General features: G+C 60.8%; 18 protein-coding genes. 12 read left to right on the top strand and 6 right to left on the bottom strand.

Features of this window, described 5'->3' with window-relative positions; translation table 11 throughout:
* Nucleotides 1-4 precede the first annotated feature (4 nt).
* The 4 genes from VGD45_RS20730 to VGD45_RS20745 all read left to right on the top strand — a co-directional run bounded on the left by VGD45_RS20730 (nt 5) and on the right by VGD45_RS20745 (nt 2,312).
* Nucleotides 5-568, top strand: coding sequence for a glycoside hydrolase family 108 protein (locus VGD45_RS20730; RefSeq protein WP_331157255.1), 564 nt, complete (start codon nt 5-7; stop codon nt 566-568).
* Entirely contained in the window at nt 558-1,328 is a 771-nt protein-coding gene (locus VGD45_RS20735) for a hypothetical protein (RefSeq protein WP_331157256.1), read from the top strand. The genes VGD45_RS20730 and VGD45_RS20735 overlap by 11 nt, the downstream gene beginning before the upstream one ends.
* A gap of 30 nt (nt 1,329-1,358) precedes the next feature.
* Nucleotides 1,359-1,622 (top strand): hypothetical protein, encoded by a 264-nt coding sequence (locus tag VGD45_RS20740; protein WP_331157257.1) that lies wholly within the window; start codon nt 1,359-1,361, stop codon nt 1,620-1,622.
* Between the two features lie 306 nt (nt 1,623-1,928).
* A complete protein-coding gene (locus tag VGD45_RS20745; RefSeq protein WP_331157258.1) occupies nt 1,929-2,312 on the top strand; it encodes a hypothetical protein in 384 nt (127 codons plus the stop codon).
* A 645-nt stretch (nt 2,313-2,957) separates the two neighbouring features.
* Here VGD45_RS20745 and VGD45_RS20750 read toward each other — a convergent pair.
* Nucleotides 2,958-3,326, bottom strand: coding sequence for a sigma factor-like helix-turn-helix DNA-binding protein (locus VGD45_RS20750; RefSeq protein WP_331157259.1), 369 nt, complete (start codon nt 3,324-3,326; stop codon nt 2,958-2,960).
* A 257-nt stretch (nt 3,327-3,583) separates the two neighbouring features.
* Here VGD45_RS20750 and VGD45_RS20755 point away from each other — a divergent pair, with 257 nt between their 5' ends.
* Nucleotides 3,584-3,913, top strand: a complete 330-nt coding sequence (locus VGD45_RS20755) for a helix-turn-helix transcriptional regulator (RefSeq protein WP_331157260.1) — start codon at nt 3,584-3,586, stop codon at nt 3,911-3,913.
* A gap of 428 nt (nt 3,914-4,341) precedes the next feature.
* Here VGD45_RS20755 and VGD45_RS20760 read toward each other — a convergent pair whose 3' ends face one another.
* Complete coding sequence (locus VGD45_RS20760) at nt 4,342-4,800, bottom strand: hypothetical protein (protein ID WP_331157261.1); 459 nt, start codon at nt 4,798-4,800, stop codon at nt 4,342-4,344.
* A 42-nt stretch (nt 4,801-4,842) separates the two neighbouring features.
* Nucleotides 4,843-5,046, bottom strand: a complete 204-nt coding sequence (locus VGD45_RS20765) for a hypothetical protein (protein WP_331157262.1) — start codon at nt 5,044-5,046, stop codon at nt 4,843-4,845.
* A 235-nt stretch (nt 5,047-5,281) separates the two neighbouring features.
* On the opposite strand from VGD45_RS20765, the gene VGD45_RS20770 reads away from it, so the two are divergent.
* Complete coding sequence (locus tag VGD45_RS20770; RefSeq protein WP_331157263.1) at nt 5,282-6,025, top strand: PEP-CTERM sorting domain-containing protein; 744 nt, start codon at nt 5,282-5,284, stop codon at nt 6,023-6,025.
* Between the two features lie 427 nt (nt 6,026-6,452).
* Here VGD45_RS20770 and VGD45_RS20775 read toward each other — a convergent pair whose 3' ends face one another.
* The 3 genes from VGD45_RS20775 to VGD45_RS20785 are packed head-to-tail and all read right to left on the bottom strand — an operon-like array spanning nt 6,453 to nt 8,312.
* Nucleotides 6,453-6,764, bottom strand: coding sequence for a hypothetical protein (locus VGD45_RS20775; RefSeq protein ID WP_331157264.1), 312 nt, complete (start codon nt 6,762-6,764; stop codon nt 6,453-6,455).
* Between the two features lie 35 nt (nt 6,765-6,799).
* On the bottom strand, nt 6,800-7,000 hold the full coding sequence (locus VGD45_RS20780) for a hypothetical protein (RefSeq protein ID WP_331157265.1): 201 nt from the start codon (nt 6,998-7,000) through the stop codon (nt 6,800-6,802).
* A 10-nt stretch (nt 7,001-7,010) separates the two neighbouring features.
* On the bottom strand, nt 7,011-8,312 hold the full coding sequence (locus VGD45_RS20785) for a tyrosine-type recombinase/integrase (protein ID WP_331157266.1): 1,302 nt from the start codon (nt 8,310-8,312) through the stop codon (nt 7,011-7,013).
* 632 nt (nt 8,313-8,944) lie between these two features.
* Between VGD45_RS20785 and ccmA the strand changes: the two genes are divergently transcribed.
* From ccmA to VGD45_RS20815, 6 genes are read left to right on the top strand one after another with little or no spacing between them, the layout of a single operon-like run.
* Complete coding sequence (gene ccmA / locus VGD45_RS20790) at nt 8,945-9,592, top strand: cytochrome c biogenesis heme-transporting ATPase CcmA (RefSeq protein WP_331157267.1); 648 nt, start codon at nt 8,945-8,947, stop codon at nt 9,590-9,592.
* 29 nt (nt 9,593-9,621) lie between these two features.
* The gene (gene ccmB, locus VGD45_RS20795; protein ID WP_414717595.1) at nt 9,622-10,293 is read left to right on the top strand and encodes a heme exporter protein CcmB; all 672 of its coding nucleotides are present in this window, start codon (nt 9,622-9,624) and stop codon (nt 10,291-10,293) included.
* A 7-nt stretch (nt 10,294-10,300) separates the two neighbouring features.
* Nucleotides 10,301-11,038, top strand: a complete 738-nt coding sequence (locus VGD45_RS20800; RefSeq protein ID WP_331157268.1) for a heme ABC transporter permease — start codon at nt 10,301-10,303, stop codon at nt 11,036-11,038.
* A gap of 2 nt (nt 11,039-11,040) precedes the next feature.
* Nucleotides 11,041-11,229 (top strand): heme exporter protein CcmD, encoded by a 189-nt coding sequence (gene ccmD, locus VGD45_RS20805; protein WP_331157269.1) that lies wholly within the window; start codon nt 11,041-11,043, stop codon nt 11,227-11,229.
* Nucleotides 11,226-11,684, top strand: coding sequence for a cytochrome c maturation protein CcmE (ccmE, locus tag VGD45_RS20810; RefSeq protein ID WP_331157270.1), 459 nt, complete (start codon nt 11,226-11,228; stop codon nt 11,682-11,684). Before ccmD ends, ccmE begins: the two co-directional genes overlap by 4 nt.
* 8 nt (nt 11,685-11,692) lie before the next feature.
* Nucleotides 11,693-13,648, top strand: coding sequence for a heme lyase CcmF/NrfE family subunit (locus tag VGD45_RS20815; protein WP_331157271.1), 1,956 nt, complete (start codon nt 11,693-11,695; stop codon nt 13,646-13,648).
* Nucleotides 13,649-13,658: the final 10 nt, after the last annotated feature.

Raw genomic sequence — 13,658 nt, forward strand, 5'->3', positions numbered from 1 at the left:
TCCAATGAGTGCATTCCTCGCAGCTTGGCTCAAGACGGGCCGGGAGGAGGGCGGCTACGTCGACGATCCACGGGACTCCGGTGGCGAGACGAACTGGGGCATCACCGAGCGCGTCGCTCGAGCGCATGGCTACCCGGGCCCGATGCGCGAACTCACACAGGCAAGTGCCCGCATGATTGCGAAATCTCAGTACTGGGATCTGATGCGCCTGGATGCGGTCGCGGCGATCTCAGTATCAATCGCCGAGGAGATGTTCGACACAGGCTTCAACGCCGGCCAGGCCACCGTCGTCAGGTTTTTGCAGCGATGCCTCAACGTCGCGAACCGGCAGCAGCGCGACTACCCCGACATCCTCGTCGACGGCCTGATGGGGCCGCTGTCCATCTCCACACTCCGGCAATTCTTGAACAAGCGTGGTCGCGACGGCGAGCGCTGGATGCTGCGCGCGCTGAACGGATTGCAGGCTGCCCACTACATCGAACTCGCCGAGAGGCGGGAGAAAGATGAAACGTTTGTGTTTGGTTGGATTTTGAACCGTGTTCACATAGGAGAAGGCGATGAGCGCTGAAGAACTGAAGGCTTTACTGTCGACGCCTGCGGCGTTGTTCGTACTGATGCTGCTGGCGTCGTTCGGCTCCGCTTGGAAGCAAATGCTGGTCTCACGTCGCAGCGGTACCGGAGTCAGCGTGGCGTCCTACTTCCTAGACAACTGGCCGGAAACGTTGGCAATGATTGGTCACAACATTCTTGCGTTCGTGATGCTGATCTTCACGGACACGTTGAATCCTGCAGCGGCCATTGGACTCGGATACATCGCAAACGATGCAGCGGATGCGTATACGAAAGAGGGTCGCTCGTTCTCTATTGGTCCGAATGATATCGCCGGCAACAAACAGAAAGGATTCGCACGGATCAGTCTGCTCGTCACTCTGGCCGTTCTCACGATGCTTGCGCTGGGCGCCTGCCAGACGCCACCTCACAAGGTGATTGAAGTCGCCTGTACGCCTGGCACGAAGTACAGCGTCGAGCGCTGCGTGAAAGGCATCGGAGAAACGTGGGAGGTCTACCAGATCCGCGCCGAGGTCATCGTCGCCGATCCGCTGACGCCGGCCGACGTGAAACGCGGCGTGCAGCAGGCCGAGGCAGCGAGCCGCCCCGTGGTGAGGGACACGCTTTTGGCGGGAGCGGAGTATGCCGAGATCAAGCAGCAGGTCGCCGCGGGCACCACAGAGGCCGAGAGGCTCACGATCGCCAACGCCAACCTGGAGGCATGGGTCGCGAAGGCGCTGCCGTTGGTCCAGAGCTTCGGGCGCAAGCTCGGACGCTGATTCGTTCTGTTCGCAACCGAGGACCAATCCATGAACTTCCAACTCTGGTTCCAATTCGCCACCAGCCTAGCAACCATCGTCGCTCAGCAGAGCGGTAGGGCGCCGCGTGAGCTTGCCTATCTGCAACTACTCACGAATGCCGCGACGCTGGCCGCCATCACCGACGAAGACCTGACCGAGCTCAAGGCGCGGTACGAACTCGAAGTCGCTAGCGATACGCCGACGACGGCTGCCGACTTACTCGCCGTTGCTGAGCGCATTGAGGCGCGTGGGGCGCGGATTCAGTCATCCTAGAGATCGGAATCCGGAACACGCTCGCCGGACGCGAGCCGGACGGCCATAGACTTGAGGCAGGGCAGCGAGCAAAGCGAATACGTTGTCATGCCTGATTCCTCGGAGGAACCTTGTGAGTGCTTCACAGTGATTTCGAAGTAGGGGTGCTTGGATCCGAAGCCGTCAGGCGTTCCGATGTCTTTACTGCATTGGTCGCAGGTGTGGACGACTATCTCTCTCGGCTTGTGAAACTGCCCGGTCTTCCGCCAGCCCATAATTCACCGTTGTACATCGATGGAGGCTCAATTGAACCACGACTCCTGCTCAATGAAGAAGGTCGCCAACGAAGCGGCCGTGCGCGCCGGCAAGCCCGGCGCGTTTGCCTTCGAGGTCGTCACCGAGGGCGATGCCACATTCAAGCGAATGTGGGTGCATCTGCCCTCTGGGTTCGTCGGCGCGTTCAACCTAGAGCCGACACCTGCGCATGTACCGTTCTCTTGGCCATGGAACGGCTCTGTCGCCAAGCCGACGATCGGTCGGCGAATTCTGCTGCGTGAGCAGTGGTCCGGTCAGATCAAAGACGGGAAGATGATCAGCGATCCGGCAGGCGAGTCAGTATCGACACTGGTAGAAGTAATGCCGCCGCCACCGTCGCCAGTGCGTGCGGCCGTGAAGCAAGCCATGCGATCACGAACCAAGTCCGCAAACTAATTTGGGCTGTTCGGCCGCCACCACGACCATCCTTTCCATGTGCGGAGCGAGTATTTCCTGCCGGGCCTGAGCTGGCGCAGCTTCCTGCCCGCATGACAATTGCCGTTCTTCCACTGTAAATCACGCTGGTCGAACAAGCTGGCATGCTGACGAATGAAGTGGAGGATATTGCGTCCACTGTAGTGTTCCCCCTCCGGGGATCGCAGCGAATAGGGTCTCGCGTGCCGATTTCCGGGGCCCTTGCCGGCGGGCCCGACTCGGGCTACTTGCCCCTTTTTGAACCTTAGTCCCTCATCGGCAGCACGGTTTCGCAGTCCTTCGGGAGTGCGCCCCAGGATCGCCGCAACCTCTCTCGTGGTGTGCTGCTCGGCCAGCCTTCGCATCCGTTGCAGATCCGCCTCGGTGTACCTGGGCCAGCTGTTGCGCCACGTAACCTGCAGTTTCCTCGCGCGCATTAGTACCGAGGCATGTGATCTACCCAGTGTGATGGCGGCTTCTGCGACCGATGTCTTCGGCGCCAGCCTTCTAAGCACTTGGTCTTCAGATTCGCTCCATTCCCGCCGCTTCAATGACATCCATTTGCTTCCAGCCACCGCGATCATCGATCGATGACCTCACCAAATAGATAAACCCCTCCAAACCGCTTCAACCCGAAGCGACCTTCCTTGCTATCTCGGGCGGTAACTGCCGTCCGCTCCCGCCACCGTCCGGATCCGGAATCCCAAGCATCCACAGGCTCATCGATGTCTGAATGCGCATCAAGGACGTCCGCACCGTGTCCACTTCCAGCCCCAGCAACCCGGCGATCTCGGAAAACCCGACCCCATCCCAGTAGTGATTCAACATCTCGCGGTCCGACGGCGGAAGCCGCTCCAGAAACCGATTCACGAGTTCGATTTCGGCAGCGGAGAGATCTCTGTCCGTTAGCTTACTGCTGAAGTCGTTGACGACCAGGCGTAGATCCGCGTTGCTCTCGGCCGCTCGCTGCATGTTCGCCATCGCGCGGCTGGCCACGTCTCGACGCTGAGTACAGTCCGGCCCAACAGAGTCGGCGCTCGCCGCCGGCGCTGTGACCCGCGCCCGTTCCCGCCCACAAACCGACTGTATGATGCTTCGCAACAGTTGCATTGTACTTCCCCCTTTGTTTCCGATTTTTCTGGGAGTGTACAGCGCCACGAAAAGCGGACAAGTGCCACCGATTCGGATACCGGGGCACTCGTCCCTTATTCGTAGCGGCCCAAATGGACGTAGGCCAACGCGCGAACCTCCTCGTGAAACACCAGTTTTCCAGCCGTCACCAAGCATTGATGGATGTGCTTAGGGAATTGAGGGAGAGCGCACGGCTCACCCAGCGCGAATTGTCGCTCAAAATCAAGCGCAGCCACAGCTACATCCACCGCGTCGAGATTGGCGAGCGCACGCTCGATTACCTTGAGGCGTTCGATGTGTGCGAGGCACTGGGTGTTGATCCCTTCGAGCTGCTCGACCGCGTGCTCAATTACGACAAGCCGCCGCCCAAGATTGAGCCGATCGTGGTCTCAGCGGCGGAGCCGACGAGCAAGAAGACCAAGCCGAAGCCCAAGCCCAAGAAGAAGCGTTGAGCCTCCACGTGGCGGATCCGATTTGCGGACGCTCGTCGAGCAAGCAGGAGAATACGCTGCGCCTCTCTCAGCAGCCGCCATGGCCTCCCGATACATCGCTTGCCTATCCACGACTCCCTCGCTCCTGAAGAACGGGTCTACCGTACCGCTCCCATCGCTCATTGAATGCCTCATAGTACGGATCTCCGGGCTGACACCACTTGGCCGCATAAGCGCACAGGGTTTCCCCGCGCTTGTAGGCCTCTCGCACGTATAGCACCGCTTGGCGTGACCACTCGTAGGGTCCATCCGCGATGTATTCGCCGGTCGAGGTCTTACGGCTCATCAACTCGGCAATGATGTAGGCCGGTGGCCAGCATTCTGCCGCCTCTGGGTTGCTGCTGTAGGCTGGGTCACTCATTGCTCAGCTCCGTTCAGACCGGTGGCTCTCAATCCCCAGCGTGAGATGTCGCTTGCGTCGGCTTCCTCGGCCGGCCCGGCCTGCGCTGCCACCCCAGGGCGAACGTTGACAGATCGCCTTTCCGCCACACTGGGCCTGTGGAGAGGCGCTCAATGGGCGCGGGGAAATCTTCGCGTTTGCTGAGCGCCGACGCGCGCTGCTTGCTGACTCCGAGCATCTCCGCGACCTCAGCCACGCCGGCGAGTTGCGGGCGCTCCGACGCGCGCCTATCGGCTTCGGCCGTCGTCATGACCTCGATCGCCACCACCGTGCCCGCGAGGCGCTCGGTTGCTGTCCTGATCGCGCGTGCTGAGGCCTCCGCGGGATCGGGTGCCTGGACCGTGAATGTAATCTCGACGTGCCGCCCGCCAACCTGGCCAACGGCGACGCCGCCGATCTCGGCGACATCGAAGAGCGCGTCCTCAGTGAGAGGGCGCTTCGTCTGCAACGTGATATCTGCTGTGTATTCCATCTGTCCTCCAAACCCCGGTCAAACCGGGGCACCTGCTCGACGTAGCCTGCTGATCGTGTTCTGCCAAGCTCGGTGGTCAGATGGCGTCTTGTGGACGTTGATGGGTGGGAGGTTTTTGTCGGGGGGATAGATCATCCAGCCCTTCTTGACCTCCACGACCCGCCAGCCCGCCCATTTTTGTGCCTCGGCGATCAGCTTGCGAATGTCTTTCTGGTCGGGCATCGAGGCTACCTCTTAATTGTTGATGGGGTCAATAATAAATTAAATATCGATACATCGTCAATAGATTATTTGACCCCCTGAATTCACGTCGGACCCGCTTACATCCGTTGGAGGACGCTGCGCCGATGGTTCCGGCAAGTGTCTGCGTCAATTCTGATTTCGACGCACTGGCACGCACGATGCACATTGCGGCGTTGAGGATCATCAAACAACAATTCGGGGACGGGATCAGCCCATGATGAACAAGGGATCGTGGCGCGCCTGCGTTTCTGCAGTCGCGTTGGCTTTTGCTTTACCTGCGCACGCGATCGTCATTCTCACCGGGGAATATGAGATCGGAACGAGCAGCGGAGCCACCGGCGTTACATCCGGCGACACTGTGCACATCAGCGCGTTTTATGACCCACTCTATGCGCAATTGACGTATCAGAATCAGTGGTCCGTCGTACACACGTTCGGCGCCGAGCACGCTGGACTGACCATTACGGTGGGTGATCTGGTCTGGAGAACGACAGGCCCGATCACTCTCAACACGTACTACCACGAAGATCAACTCGGACGGCCCAAATATGTGGGTGTGGATTTCATTGGAGCGACCCGGCTCTTCATGGAAGGGCAGGCCACATCGACACTGGATACGCCTTGGAGTTCTGACGTGACCGGACAGGAATGGCTCTACTATCTGCCGCAGTTCACGTCGAGGGTCGGTTTAGATCCGGCCCAGATTCTGGGTCCACGCCTCTATACAGAGGAAGATTTCGAATCCTCACTCGTGCAAATCCCCAACGAGTTCATTGGCTCAGCGCTTGCAGAGACCGCGAACGGCTCGCGGTTCTTCAACGTGCGCGATCCGAACTACGTGGGGCCGATAGCGTCGGTCCCGGAGCCTGGTGTGCTGGCGCTGTTCGGCATTGGGTTGCTCGGATTGGCTGTGAGTCGCAGACGAGCCTACGTCTCGCGCACAACATGGGCTCGATGAAAGAGGGCATCGGTGTAGCGAGTCGTTCAGTCTTCGTCATGGACAGAGTAGATTTCACAGAAGCCAGGCGGCATCTGGCCCAGGCGATTGCAGTGGCAGGGCACGCCAGGCTCACCACAACAGTCGCCCCACGGCGTCAACGGATGCGCCTCACACACCCAGCGCTCGCCTCGGCACGTGGGGCAGGTCTCAGTGCGTGGGGAGGGGATCGTGTCCTTGTTCGTCATGATAGAGGACCTCGGACAGGTTCCTCAGATCGAACGCCTGACCGCACTCGGGGCAGAGTTCGTAAAATTCGAGCTCGTCCGTAGGCTCAACGTCGAGCGGGCGGCCGCGGATCCCTGCGGCGGGGTTCTCTGTGTTCATGACCACAGCGTAAATGCGCATCCCTGGCCAAAGTTCGCCCATTTCTGGGCGAAACCTCACGTTAACCCACTTGACTCGCGCTCTCCTGAACCCGCCAGGCAAGCCGGAACCGTTCGTCGTCCTGTTCCAGGATCAGCAATTGGACATTCTCTGGATAGTCCCACGGCGCCTCACGGAAGGCCTTTTCAAGACCGGCAACGTCGAGGTAGTTGAACGCTCCGATCGCGACATGGCACTCCATCGCCTTGATATTGGTCCCGTGCTGGTCAACTGGGTGCAAGCTGCCCATTTGCTGCGCCGACAGCCAATCATTGACCGCGTTTAGGCCCGGGATGTCCCAGCCATATTCGGTGTCGGCGTCGTTCGATTCCATGCACGGAATCAATAGTACGACATTGGTTACAACGCTCATCGTTGCTCAATTCCAGATCGCCCAGGCTTCGGCGGCTCACCAACGACCTCGATCACAACATCAAACGAGGTTGCCTTATGCACGCTGATCTTCACCTCGCCGACTTTCCAGGCATGGCCACCGTGCGCCTCAACATACTCGCGCACTGCGTCGCGAAGGTTTTCGGACAGTTTTTCGCGATCGGGTGACGTGGGCATGGGCTAGCCTCTACGCGCTCTTCGCAAAGATGGAGACGACGTTGCCGCCCGCGCGAAGCGTGTCAAGGTAGTCCGCATACGCCTGCATCATCTTTCGGCGCTCGGCGAGCTTTTGCGCTTTGTTATACACCCTGCGGGTCTTCTTGCGCTCCTTGTGAGCGAGTTGCAGCTCGATTGCGTCGGCGTTCCAGCCCAATTCGTTCAGGAAGGTGTCGGCGACAGTTCGGAATCCGTGGCCGGTCATCTGATCGACCGTGGAGTACCCCATCCGGCGCAATGCTGCGTTGACTGTGTTGTTGCTGATAGGGCGGTCCTTCGATCTTTGCCCAGGAAACATCAGCCGTCGATGGCCCGTGAGTTGATGCAGTTTCTTGAGGATCTCGATTGCCTGGTCAGGCAGAGGAACAATGTGATAGTCGGGCATTTTCATGCGTGGGCCCGGAACGCGCCACTCCTTGGCTTGGAAGTTGATCTCGCTCCACTGTCCACAGCGGATCTCAGAGTTACGGAGGAACACATAGGGCAGGAGCCGTAACAACAGCTGTGTGACAGGCTCACCGTTGTAGTCATCGATGGCGCGCAACAACCCGCCAACGGCGACAGGATCAATGATCGCTGCGTGATTGGTTGTGACGACTGGCACCAGCGCTTCACTCAGATCAGACGATGGATTTGACTTGCAATAGCTCGACGCTTTAGCGAATCGATATATCTTGTTGATCATCCAATACACGCGATGCGTCGTCTCATTGAAGCCTCGCTTCTCGATCCGGCGGAGCAGGCTCAGGATCTCTGGCGGCTCCACTTGGTCCGGCAGCCTTCTGCCGATAAAAGGGTAGACATATTCCTCTAGCCAGAACTTCTTCTTCGCGATGGTCTTAGGGGCGAGCGGCTTCTTCTTCTGGATTTCGCTTTCGTCATTGCGGGAGTCCTTCGATCCCTTCGGTTTTTCCGCGCCCTCGTCGTCAGCTTCCTCTGTATCCGGGTTCTCAAGTGTCGCCAACCATTCCTTCGCGATGTCCTCGAATAGCTTCAGTCCATCGTTCTTCTCCCGCTGCATCTCGATCTTTGGGTCTTTGCCCTCATCAAGATATTGCTTGGCTTTGTTCCGGAGGAGTCGTGCAGCTTTGAGCCCGACCTTGGGATAGACACCGAAGGAGCACTTGTCCTCCTTTCCGGCAAACCGATACTTCAGCTTCCAGTATCGGCCGCCCTTGGGATGGATGAGCAGATACAACCCTTCTCCATCGAACAGCTTCCACTCTTTTTCTTTGGGCACAGCGGCCCGAACTTCAGCATCGGTGAGCGGCACAACGATTTCCCCTAGTTATTGGTGGGGGCCCCATGAAACTCATGATCGAGCGATGGGCCCCCAATTTGGTCCCCGTTTTGCGCTGGCTCCTACCGGAACCAACCGAACGGTGACGGATCGTTTATGCAGGAAAACGCCGGGAATTGACAAGACGTGCGGACGGTACCGAACGCTACCGGAAGAGGTGATGGTGCCCGGGACCGGACTCGAACCGGTACGGAGTTGCCTCCGAGGGATTTTCGTACTCGCTACAGCTTTCGCTGCCGAGCGACGGACTCGAAATCCGTTGCTCGTTTGGAGTCTGGACTTTCTCTTTGTCGTGTCTCGAGAGCGACCCAGCGCCGCGAGAGTTAGACAGGGGCCGTCAAGTCTCTACACTTTCCTGGCGAACCAGGCTTAGCTCGGGATTGCAGGCACGCGGACGCCGAAGCGCAGCGTGAGGCTGGTTCCCCGAATTTGACCCCATTCACGCCGGCCGTTTCCGAGCCGGGTGCTCAACATTTTAAGTCCCTTGCGTCTACCAATTTCGCCACCCGGGCAGGGCGGGGCGTGGATTGTAAGCCACTTGAACACAGTCTGCTAAACTTGCGCGCGCTAAGGAAGCGCCACTACAAGCCCACAAGCCACCCAGCATGCTCGCCCAGGTCGCTGCGACCTCACCGCAGCCGCAACTCGAAGCTCGCGCCGTCCATCTCTGGCGCGGCGAAAAACACCTGTTACGCGGCGTATCGTTCGCGCTTTACAGCGGCGAGCTATTGCAGGTCGTGGGGCCGAATGGCGTGGGGAAGACCAGCCTGTTGCGCTCGGTGGCGGGGCTGCTGCCGGTGGAGGCGGGCGAGATCTTCTGGCGGGGACAGCAGTTGCCGGAGGGCCGCGATGACTTTCACGGCGAGCTGGCGTATCTCGCGCACGTCAACGGGCTCAAGTCGGATCTGACGGCGCTGGAAAACCTGCGCTACGGTGTCTCGATCCGTCGCGACGTGACGACGGAGGAATTGCGCGACACTCTCAAACTGCTGCGGATCGAGTCATGCTCCGACTTGCCGGTGCGCGCATTGTCGGCGGGGCAGAAGCGACGAGTCGCGCTGGCTCGAGTGATGCTGACGCGTGCGTCGCTGTGGATCCTGGACGAGCCCATTACCAACCTCGACAAGGCGGGTATCGCGCTGTTCGAAGCGCGCATCGCCGAGCACATGCGCACCGGCGGCATGATCCTGACGGCCGCGCATCAGCTGCTGCTGCAGGGCCAGCCGGGCGTGCGCACGCTGGAGTTGCAGTGATGCAGTCGTCCGTTCAGACGACGCCGGGCTTGAGCAAAATACTGATGCTGGTGATGGCCCGCGACTTGCGGCTGGCCGTGCGGCACTGGGATCAGGTGCTGCAGCCACTGATTTTTTTCGTGATCGTCACGACGCTGTTCCCGCTGGCCATCAGTCCGGCGCTGGACGAGTTGCGCAAGATCTCGCCGGGCGTGCTGTGGGTCGCGGCCATGCTGGCGTCGCTGCTCGCGCTTGAATCGTTATTCAGGCCGGACGTCGAAGACGGAACCATGGAGCAATGGGTCCTGTCGGGCCAGCCGCTGTCGCTGCTGCTGCTGGCCAAAACCGCCACCCATTGGCTGCTGACCGGCCTGCCTTTGGTATTGATGGCGCCGATCGTGGGAACTGCTTTGGGAATGCCGCAGTCTGTATGGCCGGTGCTGGCCGGAACGCTGGCGCTGGGAACCGGATCGCTATCCGTCCTGGGCGCCATCGGAGCGGCGCTCACAGTCAGTGTCCGGCGCGGCAGCGTGCTGCTGGCGTTACTGGTGCTGCCGCTGGAGATGCCGGTGCTGATCTTCGGCGCCCGCGCCGTGGATCTAGCGATGCACGGCGAACCGGTGGCCGGTCCGCTAAACTTGCTGGCAGCGCTTTTATTGTTTTTCGTCAGCCTCGGGCCCTTCGCCATGGCTGCCGCCATGCGAATCAGTGTGGAGTCCTAAGAAAGCTATGTGGCTGTGGTTTCACAAGCTCAGCTCGCCGCCTTACGCCTACCGCACGGCCGGGCTGGTGCGCCCGTGGCTGTTCTGGCCGGCGGTGCTGTTGATGGCGATCGGCGCGGTCGGCGGGCTCGTGCTCGCGCCTGAGGATTATCAGCAGAAAGACGCCTTCCGCATCATCTATGTCCACGTGCCGAGCGCCTCGCTGTCCTTGATGATCTACACCGTGATGGCGGTGGCGGCCGGTGTCGGCATTATCTGGCGCATCAAGCTCGCCCACGCGGTGGCCGCGGCCTGCGCCCCGATCGGCGCCTGGTTTACGGTTGCGACGCTGGTTACCGGCTCGATCTATGGCAAGCCGATGTGGGGCACCTGGTGGGAATGGGATCCGCGGCTCACCTCGGAGCTCATCCTTCTCTTCTTATATCTGGGCTACATGGCCCTGCGAGCGTCATTTGATGACACGCAGCGGGCCGACCGGGCCAGCGCCATTCTGGCCATCGTCGGCGTGGTCAATGTGCCCATCGTCAAATACTCGGTGGTCTGGTGGAACAGCTTGCACCAGGGCCCCAGTATCTCGAAACTTGCCGCCCCCTCCATCGAAGGGTCCATGCTCTGGCCGTTATTGATCATGATGCTGGCCTTCGTGCTGTACTTCGGAGCGGTGCTGTGCGACCGCCTGCGCGGGGAAATCCTCCGGCGTGAGCGCAATGCGAGCTGGTTAACCGAAAGCCTTGCCCGATCATGAACTTGAAAGACGTACTTGACATGGGGGATTACGGCGTTTACGTCTGGTCCTGCTATGGGCTGGTGCTGGCCGTGCTGGTGCTGAACGTGTGGCTCGGGCGGCGCGCGCTGGCCGAGCAGGTGCTGCACGCGAAGCGCCGCGTGCAGATGGCGTCCTCGGCTGATTCATTACAGGGGGAGTCGTCGTCATGACACCTCGTCGCCGCCGCATGGGGCTGGTCGCGCTGATCGTGCTGGGCGTGGGCGGAGCCGCTGCGTTCGCCCTGACCGCGTTCCAGGACAATCTGCTGTATTTCTATTCGCCTTCGGACGTGAGCGCTGGCAAGGCGCCGAAAGATCGCGTGTTCCGCGTCGGCGGCATGGTTCCGGAAGGCAGCTTCACTCGCGAGCCGGGCAGCTTGAAGGCGCACTTCGTGCTCACCGATTACGCACACAACGTGAAGGTGAGTTACACGGGCGTGCTGCCGGATTTGTTTCGTGAGGGGCAGGGCGTGATCGCGCGTGGTCGCATGGGCGCCGACGGCGTGTTCGTCGCCGAGGAAGTGCTCGCCAAGCACGATGAGAACTACATGCCGCCCGAAGTCGCGAAGACGCTGAAAAAGCAGCACGAAAAGCCCACGGAAACCGGGCCGCTGCCCACCACATAGGAAGCGACATGGCCGCCGAACTCGGACACTTCGCGCTGATCCTGGCGTTCTGCCTGTCGCTGCCGCAGGCCTTCTTCGGCCTCGCCGGCGCGCAGTGGCGTCGGCCTCATTGGATCGCGCTCGCCAATCGCGCGGTCGCCGGACAATGGGTGTTCACGCTGTTCTCGTTCGCCTGCCTCGCGTACGTTTTCAATCAGAACGATTTCTCGGTGCTGTACGTCGCGCAGAACTCCAACTCGGAGTTGCCGACGTTCTATCGCTTCGCCGCCGTGTGGGGCGCGCATGAAGGATCGCTGCTGTTGTGGCTGCTGGTGCAGGCGACCTGGTCGCTAGCCGTGGCAGCTTTCAGCGGCAACATGCCCGAACAGATGACCAGTCGTGTGCTCGGCGTTCTGGGGCTGATCAGTGCCGGTTTCGCCTTGTTCATTCTGATGACCTCGAATCCCTTCCTGCGCCTGTGGCCGGCCGCGCCCGACGGTCGCGATCTGAACCCGCTGCTGCAGGATCCGGCGCTGGCGATTCATCCGCCGATGCTCTACATCGGTTATGTGGGGTTCTCCGTGCCGTTCGCCTTCGCCGTGGCGGCGATGCTGGAAGGCAAGCTCGATTCGTTGTGGGCGCGATGGGTTCGCCCCTGGGCGACGGTCGCCTGGATGTTTCTGACCTGCGGTATCGCGCTCGGCAGCTGGTGGGCGTACTACGAGCTCGGCTGGGGCGGCTGGTGGTTCTGGGATCCGGTGGAGAACGCCTCCTTCATGCCGTGGCTGATCGGCACGGCGTTGATCCACTCGTTGGCAGTGACGGAGAAGCGCGGCCTGTTCAAGAGCTGGACGCTGCTGCTGTCGATCACCGCATTCTCTCTGTCGTTGCTCGGCACGTTCCTGGTCCGTTCGGGCGTCATCGAGTCGGTGCACGCGTTCGCGAGCGATCCGGGCCGCGGCTTGTTCATTCTGTCGTTCCTCGGCGTCTGTGTCGGCGGAGCGTTGGGGCTCTACGCCTGGCGTGCGCCGCTGTTTCGCTCCAATGCCGGTTTCGCACCGGTGTCTCGCGAGTCGTTCCTGCTGATGAACAACGTGCTGCTGGTGGCGGCGACCGCGCTGATTCTCATCGGCACGACCTATCCGATGTTCATGGACGCCTTTGGACTCGATAAGGTCTCGGTCGGCCCGCCGTACTTCGAGGCGATGTTCCTCGTTCCGATGCTGCCGATGGTGTTTTTGCTCGCGCCTGGCATGCACGCAGCCTGGAAGAGAGCGTCGTTCGAATCCACCAAGAAGATTCTGGGCATCCTGCTCGGTGCGGCGGTCGTGCTCGCTCTTGCGATTTCAGCCGGCGTGTACGGCTGGAAGTCCGTCATGACAGTCATCGGCCTCACGGCCGCGCTATGGGTCGCAGGCGCAGCCCTCGTCGATCCGATCAGCCGCTGGCGCAACCAGCATTCGCTGCCGGCGAGCATCATCGGCATGAGCGTTGCGCACTTGGGTCTTGCGCTGTTCATCATCGGCGCGACCACGGTGGAGTCGTACAAGGAAGAAGCGGATCTCAGCCTCAAGCCCGGCCAGACCGCCGAACATGCGGGCTTCGAGTTCACCATGACCAAGATCGAAGACGTGGCCGGCCCGAATTACGAAGCCGTGCAGAGCGAAGTGATCATCACGCGCGACGGCGAGCAGGTGGCCGTGGTTCATCCGCAGAAGCGCGTTTATCGCGTGCAGAAGAACGCGATGACCGAAGCAGGCATCGATGCCCATTGGAATCGCGACTTGTTCGTCGCCATGGGCGAGCCGCTGGGCGAGGGCGCCTGGAGCCTGCGGCTGCAGTACAAGCCCATGGTGCGCTTCATCTGGTTGGGCGCGGCCATCATGGCGTTGGGTGGCTTGATCGCGGCCTGCGATCGACGCTATCGCAAGCGTGTGACCGTTGACGAAGGCGCCGCTGCCGCCGCCGGCGCGAAGACAGCCTGAGCCTCGCTTT

It is taken from the genome of Steroidobacter sp., from assembly GCF_036402275.1.
Lineage (GTDB): Bacteria > Pseudomonadota > Gammaproteobacteria > Steroidobacterales > Steroidobacteraceae > Steroidobacter.

Bases quoted from the DNA above. Each gene is read 5' to 3' on its own strand.
- VGD45_RS20770 (WP_331157263.1), top strand. From the start codon at position 5,282: ATGATGAACAAGGGATCGTGGCGCGCCTGCGTTTCTGCAGTCGCGTTG.
- VGD45_RS20745 (WP_331157258.1), top strand. From the start codon at position 1,929: ATGAAGAAGGTCGCCAACGAAGCGGCCGTGCGCGCCGGCAAGCCCGGC.
- VGD45_RS20800 (WP_331157268.1), top strand. From the start codon at position 10,301: ATGTGGCTGTGGTTTCACAAGCTCAGCTCGCCGCCTTACGCCTACCGC.
- VGD45_RS20780 (WP_331157265.1), bottom strand. From the start codon at position 7,000: ATGCCCACGTCACCCGATCGCGAAAAACTGTCCGAAAACCTTCGCGAC.
- VGD45_RS20765 (WP_331157262.1), bottom strand. From the start codon at position 5,046: ATGCCCGACCAGAAAGACATTCGCAAGCTGATCGCCGAGGCACAAAAA.
- ccmE (WP_331157270.1), top strand. From the start codon at position 11,226: ATGACACCTCGTCGCCGCCGCATGGGGCTGGTCGCGCTGATCGTGCTG.
- ccmA (WP_331157267.1), top strand. From the start codon at position 8,945: ATGCTCGCCCAGGTCGCTGCGACCTCACCGCAGCCGCAACTCGAAGCT.
- VGD45_RS20815 (WP_331157271.1), top strand. From the start codon at position 11,693: ATGGCCGCCGAACTCGGACACTTCGCGCTGATCCTGGCGTTCTGCCTG.
- VGD45_RS20740 (WP_331157257.1), top strand. From the start codon at position 1,359: ATGAACTTCCAACTCTGGTTCCAATTCGCCACCAGCCTAGCAACCATC.
- VGD45_RS20775 (WP_331157264.1), bottom strand. From the start codon at position 6,764: ATGGAATCGAACGACGCCGACACCGAATATGGCTGGGACATCCCGGGC.
- VGD45_RS20730 (WP_331157255.1), top strand. From the start codon at position 5: ATGAGTGCATTCCTCGCAGCTTGGCTCAAGACGGGCCGGGAGGAGGGC.
- VGD45_RS20735 (WP_331157256.1), top strand. From the start codon at position 558: ATGAGCGCTGAAGAACTGAAGGCTTTACTGTCGACGCCTGCGGCGTTG.